Raw genomic sequence first — 6,755 nt, forward strand, 5'->3', positions numbered from 1 at the left:
AGGATGAGGTGTCGGATGTTGTGGGTGGTGACGAGGTGGCGGGCGATGGTGGTGCCGAGGGTGCCGAGGCCACCGGTGATCAACACCGTCCCCTCAGGATCCCAGCTCCCGGTCCCGCCGCCGGCGGAGACCCGGCTGAGCCGGGGCACGAGGAAGGACCCCGCGCGCACCGCCACCTGAGGCTCGTCCACGGCGACCGCCGTCGCCACCGCGTACGGCAGCGCCGCCCACGAGGCGTCGTCCCCGTCCAGGTCCGTCAGCAGCACGCGCCCCGGATGCTCGGTCTGCGCCGAACGCGCCAGCCCCCACACCGGGGCCGCCGTCAGGTCCACGACCTCACCTTCGCCTGCGGCGACGGCGCCGCTGGTCAGGACCAGCAGCCGCCCGTCGTCCCACCGTTCGACCCACTCCCGCAGTACGGCCAGCACCCGTTCCGCGTTGTCGTGCGCCCCGGCCACCGGATCGTCCTGGGCGGAGATCACGAGCACGACGAGGGAGAAAGGCGGCGTCCCGGTCCCAAGGTCCTTGGCGAGCGAGGCGAGGTCGGCGTACGAGGAGACCGTGACCCCCGCCGGAGCGGAGAACGGCCCGCCCAGCACCGCCCACCGCTGTTCCCCGTCCGCCAGGGCCTCCGGCGGGAGCGCCTCCCAGCGGACCCGGAAGAGCGCGTCACCGTGGGCCGCCCCCCGAAGGCGGTCGCGCCCGACCGGGCGAACCCGCAGCTCGTCGATCGAGACGACGGGCGCTCCCGTGGCGTCGGCCGCGTGCAGGCTCAACGACCCCGAACCGGAGACCACCGCGCGCACCCGTAGCGTGGTCGCGCCGGAGGCGTGCAGCCGTACGCCGTTCCAGGCGAACGGCAGCCGAGGGTCGTCGTCGAGCCACTCCAACGCGGCGACGTGCAGGGCCGCGTCGAGCAACGCCGGATGCACACCGTACGGCGCCGCGTCATCCCGGGCTCCGTCAGGCAACGTGACCTCGGCGAACAGCTCCTCACCCCGCCGCCACGCCCGCCGCAGCCCCTGGAACACCGGCCCGTACCCCAGACCGGCGCCGGCCAGCCTGTCGTAGGCGTCCTCCACGTCGAGAGGCCGCGCGCCCGGGGGCGGCCACGCCGTGAGATCCGCCGTGGGGGCCGCGTTTCCCGACGGGGTGAGAACCCCGTCGGCGTGCCTGGTCCAGTCGCCGGTTCCTCCAGCGGTTCCCCCTGAGGGACGGGAGTAGATCTCGACGGATCGTCGCCCGGGCGTCTCCGCCGAGGCGGTCGTGATCACCTGGAGGTCGGCGGCCGTGCCCTCCGCGAGGACGAGCGGGGCGTGCAGGACGAGTTCCTCGACGCCGTCGTGCCCGGCGTGGTCGGCGGCGTGCAGGGCGAGTTCGACAAGGGCCGTGCCGGGGACGACGACCGTGCCGAAGACCGCGTGGTCGGCCAGCCAGGGGTGGGTGGTCGTGGACAGGGTGCCGGTGTGCACCGTGCCTCCACCGCCGGCCAACCGGACCTCCGCCCCCAGCAGGGGGTGACCGGCCGAGGCGAGACCGAGATCGGCGGGGTCCGCCGCCCTGCGGGGCGCGTCGATCCACAGCCGTTCCCGCTGGAAGGGGTAGGTGGGCAGGTCGACGGTTCTGGGTTGTCCGGTGAGGGTGGCGGTCCAGTCGACGTCCACGCCGCCGACGTACAGGCGCGCCACGGCGGTGAGCGCGGCGGTGTCCTCCGGCCGGTTACGGCGCGACACCGGGATCGCGGTCACGCCCTCGGCACCGAGGGTCTCCTGGACCATCCCGCTGAGCGTCCCGTCCGGGCCGATCTCCAGGAACGTGTCCAACCTCTCGCCCGGTTCGACCCCCTCGTGCAGACGCCGTACGACGTCGTGGAAGCGGACGGGGTGACGTAGGTGGTTGGTCCAGTAGGTGGGGTCGGTGTGGGTGAGGGGTTCGCCGGTGTGGTCGGAGATGACGGGCAGGGTGGGGGGGTTGAAGGTCAGGCCTTCGATGGCGTGGTGGAAGTCGTCGAGGATGGGGTCGAGGTGGTGGGAGTGGAAGGCGTGGCTGACGGTGAGGTGCTTGGTTTTGCGGCCCAGCCTTGTGAAGTGGTCGGTGAGTTTCCGGACGGCTTCCACGTCGCCGGTGATGACGGTTGAGGTGGGGGTGTTGAGGGCGGCGATACCCACCCCGGGGCTGAGCAGGGGGGTGATGTCTGTTTCTGGGGCGTTGATGGCGGCCATGGCGCCGGGAGGCAACGCGTCCATGAGGCGGGCGCGGGCGGCGACCAGGTGGACGGCGTCCTGCAAGCTGAACACGCCGGCGAGGTGGGCGGCGGTGATGCCGCCGATGGAGTGGCCTGCCAGAGCGGTGGGGTGGATGTTCCAGGAGGCGAGCAGGTGGTGCAGGGCGGTGTGGAGGGTGAACAGGGCGGGTTGGGTGTAGAGGGTGTGGTTGAGCAGTTCTTCGTGGGCGGGGTCGAAGACGACATCTCTTAACGGGACGTCGAGGTGGGGGTCGAACAGGGCGGTGACCTGGTCGAAGGCACGAGCGAAGGCGGGGTAGGTGTCATACAGGGTTCGGCCCATGCCGGTGCGTTGGCTGCCCTGCCCGCTGAACAGGAACACCACACCCCGGGCGCCTGTCGCCACGCCCGTCGTCACACCGTTGTCCCGGCCGTTCACGGCGACCGTCCGGACCCCGTCCGTGAGCTCCTGCCGTGACCGCCCCAGGACGACCGCGCGGTGCTCGAAGGCGGTGCGGGTGGTGGCCAGGGAGTGGGAGACGTCCTCGGGGCGCAGCTCGGGGCGGGTTTCCAGGTGGTCGGCCAGGCGGGTGGCCTGGGCCGCCAACGCCGCCGCCGAACGCCCCGAGACGACCAGCGGCACCACCCCGGTGGTCTCCGGTTCCGGCGTGGCCGGCGCGGGGTCCGGGGCTTGTTCGATGATGACGTGGGCGTTGGTGCCGCTGACGCCGAAGGCGGACACGGCCGCTCGGCGGGGGCGCCCGGTCTGGGGCCAGGGGGTGTTCGCGGTGAGGAGTCGTACGGTTCCTGCGCTCCAGTCCACGTGGGGGGTGGGCTGGTCCACATGCAGGGTCTTGGGCAGGACCTTTTCGCGCAGGGCCTGGACGGTCTTGATGATTCCGGCGACTCCGGCGGCGGCTTGGGCGTGGCCGATGTTGGACTTCAATGACCCGAGCCACAGGGGCTGATCAGCAGGCCGGTCCTTGCCGTAGACCGCGATTAGTGCTTGGGCTTCGATGGGGTCGCCGAGGGTGGTGCCGGTGCCGTGGGCTTCGACGGCGTCGACGTCGGTTGAGGTCAACGCGGCGTCGTGGAGGGCTTGTCGGATGACGCGTTGTTGGGCGGGTCCGTTGGGGGCGGTGAGGCCGTTGGAGGCGCCGTCTTGGTTGATGGCGGTGCCTCGGATGACGGCCAGGATGCGGTGTCCGTTGCGTTGGGCGTCGGAGAGTCGCTCCAGGAGGAGGAGTCCGGCGCCTTCGGCCCAGCCGGTGCCGTCGGCGGTCGAGGAGAAGGCCTTGCAGCGGCCGTCGGGCGCCAGCCCCCGCTGCCGGGAGAACTCCACGAACGTACTCGGCGACGACATGACGGTCACCCCGCCCGTCAGCGCCAGATCGGACTCACCCGCGCGTAGGGAACGGACGGCCAGGTGCAGTGCGACCAGGGAGGAGGAGCAGGCGGTGTCCACGGTCACCGCGGGTCCCTCGAAACCGAAGGTGTAGGAGACCCGCCCGGACAGCACGCTCGCCGCGGTGCCGGTGATCAGGTATCCCTCGACCTCCTCGGGGACCCGGCTGAGTGTGCTCGCGTAGTCCTGCCCGTTGGTCCCGGCGAAGATCCCGGTACGGCTTCCCTTCAACCGGCGGGGGTCGATGCCCGCGCGTTCCAGCGTCTCCCAGGCGAGTTCGAGCAGGAGGCGTTGCTGGGGGTCGCTGGCGAGGGCTTCACGGCGGGAGATGCCGAAGAAGTCGGCGTCGAAGTGGCCGGGGCTGTCCAGGAAGCCGCCGTGGCGGGTGTAGGAGGTGCCGGGCCGGTCGGGGTCGGGGTCGTAGAGTTCGTCGAGGTTCCATCCCCGGTCCGTGGGGAACTCGGTGACGGCGTCCCGGCCGCCTGAGACGAGGTCCCAGAGCTGTTCGGGGGTGTCGGTGCCGCCGGGCAGGCGGCAGGCCATGCCCACGATCGCGATCGGCTCCCGCTGTCCGTCCCGTACGTCGCGCAGCTCTTCACGTGTCTTGTGCAGTTCCTCGGTCACACGCCGGAGGAGATGCCGGATCTGGTCGTCACTCACAGGTCTTGCCTTCCGCACGGGCTGAACAGGGGAGCTTCAGGAGATGCCGAGTTCGTTGCTGATGAAGCTGATGAGCTCGTCGTCGGAGACGGCGGAGAGATCGCCGGAACCGGCCGTCGTTTCCTCGGGACGCGGACCCTCAAGGAGCCGCAGCAGCCTGGAGACGGCGGCCTGCCGGTCCGGCTCAGGGACCGCGCCCTCGGCCAGCAGGTCCTCCAACTCGTCGAGCTTGGCCAGCGCCACGGCCGACGGCGGCTCAGGCTCGGGGACCAGGAGGTCGTGCAGATGCTCGATGAGCGCCTCGGGGGTCGGGTGGTCGAACACCAGGCTGCTCGGCAGCGCCGTACCGGTCAGCCGGCTGAGGCGGTTGCGCAGCTCGACCGCCGACAGCGAGCTGAACCCCTGGTCGCGGAAGCCGCGATGGTCCTCGACCTCGGACGCCGACTCGTACCCCAGCACGGCGGCGACCTCGCCACGGACGAGCCTGCGAACCGTCTGCCGCCGCTCAGACTCGGGCATCGCGGCCAGTCGGACGGCCAGATCCTCCTCCGGCTCCTGGGCCACGGCGTCGGCCGCGTTCAGCGCGGCCTCGGGAAGCTCACCCAGCAGCGGGTACGGCCTGGCCGAGAGCACCGAGGCCCAGTCGGCACGGCTGACGACAAGTCTGGTCTCCCCGTGCCCGACCGCCTCCTCAAGCGCGGTGACGGCGAGGCCGGGCGCCATCGGCGGGAAGCCGTCACGCACCAGCTGCCTCTTCGCGGCGGGATCGGCGATGCCCTCGCCGTCCCAGTGCCCCCACGCGATCGACGTGGCGGGCAGGCCCGCCGCGCGGCGGTACTCGGCGAAGGCGTCCAGGAAGGCGTTGCCCGGCGCGTAGTTGCCCTGCCCCGCCGACCCGAGCGTGCCGGTGACCGAGGAGAACAGCACGAACGCCGACAGATCCAGCTCCCGGGTCAGCTCGTGCAGGTTCAGCGCGCCCGTGACCTTCACCCGCAGCACCCGTTCCATCCGCTCGGCCGTCAGGGAGCCGACGAGCGAGTCGTCCAGCACGGCCGCGGTGTGGACGACCGCGGTCAGCGGGTGTTCCGCGGGGATCGCGGCGAGTACGGCGGCCAGCGCCTCCCGGTCGGCCACATCGCAGGCGGCCACGGTGACCTGGGCGCCGAGGGAGGTCAGCTCGGCCTCCAGCTCGGCGGCCCCGGGCGCGTCGAGCCCCCGGCGCCCGACCAGCAGCAGCCGCCGGGTGCCGTTGGCGGCCAGACGGCGCGCGACATGGCCGCCCAGCGCCCCCGTGCCGCCGGTGATCAGTACGGTTCCCTCCGCCGTCCACGGCACCGGGGCACCACCCCCGGGAAATGGCGCGGGTACCAGCCGCCGTACGAGGAGGCCGTTCGCGCGGGCCGCGAACTCCGACTCACCGTGCTGCCCGGTCAGGGCGGTGACGGCGTGCGCGGCGGCACGCGGGTCCGGCGTCACGGGCAGGTCGATCAGACCGCCCCACCGCTCGGGCTTCTCCGCGGCCACGACCGGGCCGAGGCCCCACCCGAGCGCCCCGGCCGGACGGCTGACCGGGTCCGAGGGGCCCGTCGAGACCGCCCCGGCGGTCGCCGTCCACAACCGTCCGCCGATCCCCGCCAGGTCGAGGGCCTGGATCAGCGCGACCTCGGCGGCGGCCCCGCTGGGCACCGCCGGATGTCCGGGACACGGGGAGTCGTCCAGGGAGAGCAGGGACAACACCCCGGACGGCGCGGAGGGAAGGTGCTCCAGGGCGTTGGCCAGCGCCGTACCGATGCTCTCGGCGTCGGCCGTACCCGCCTGGACGACCACCGGCGCCACCCGCGTCCCACGCCCGGTGAGAGCGCGGGCGAGCACGTCGGCCCACGCCGCCCCGGCCACCCCGGCCGGTCGGACGAGCAACCAGCTCCCCTCGGTACGGCTCCGCGCCGGGGTCACCGTGTCGAGGGGACGCCACACGACGCGGTGACGCCACGAGTCGACGGTCGAACGGACACCGTCGGCGGCGTGCCAGGACGCCAGGGCGGGCAGAACCGTGCCCAGGGCGTCCCGCACCCGTTCCCCCTCGGTGCCCAGGGCGGAGACCAGGGAGTCGAGATCCCCCCTGCCGACCGTGTCCCAGAAACGGGCGTGCCGTGAGCCGTCACCTCCGGAGGAGACGCCCCGCTCCAGCCAGTGCCTACGTCGCTGGAAGGCGTAGGTGGGCAGGTCGACGGTCCTGGGCTGTCCGGTGAGGGTGGCGGTCCAGTCGACGTCCACGCCACCGACGTGCAGGCGGGCGGCCGCGGTGAGAAGGGTGGTGGATTCCGGCCGGTCACGGCGCAACGTCGTGAAGGCCGGGATGTCGGGTGTCGTCTCGGTGGCGAAGGTGGTGAGGACGGGGTCGGGGCCGAGTTCGAGGAAGAGGTCGGTGGTGGGTGCGGCGGTGGTGAGGGCGTCGTGGAAGCGGAC

The 6,755-nt window shown here is 72.6% G+C and carries 2 protein-coding genes; both read right to left on the reverse strand.

All coding sequences use genetic code 11. The annotated features are described in order from the left end of the window. A partial coding sequence (locus ACIBVQ_RS40445; RefSeq protein ID WP_399184251.1) for a type I polyketide synthase occupies positions 1-4,253 on the reverse strand: 4,253 nt, incomplete at its 3' end. 72 nt (positions 4,254-4,325) lie between these two features. Next, the coding region (locus tag ACIBVQ_RS40450) for an SDR family NAD(P)-dependent oxidoreductase (protein ID WP_399184253.1) at positions 4,326-6,755 on the reverse strand (2,430 nt) is incomplete at its 5' end.

The sequence above is a fragment of the Streptosporangium sp. NPDC049376 genome (assembly GCF_044466505.1).
GTDB lineage: Bacteria > Actinomycetota > Actinomycetes > Streptosporangiales > Streptosporangiaceae > Streptosporangium.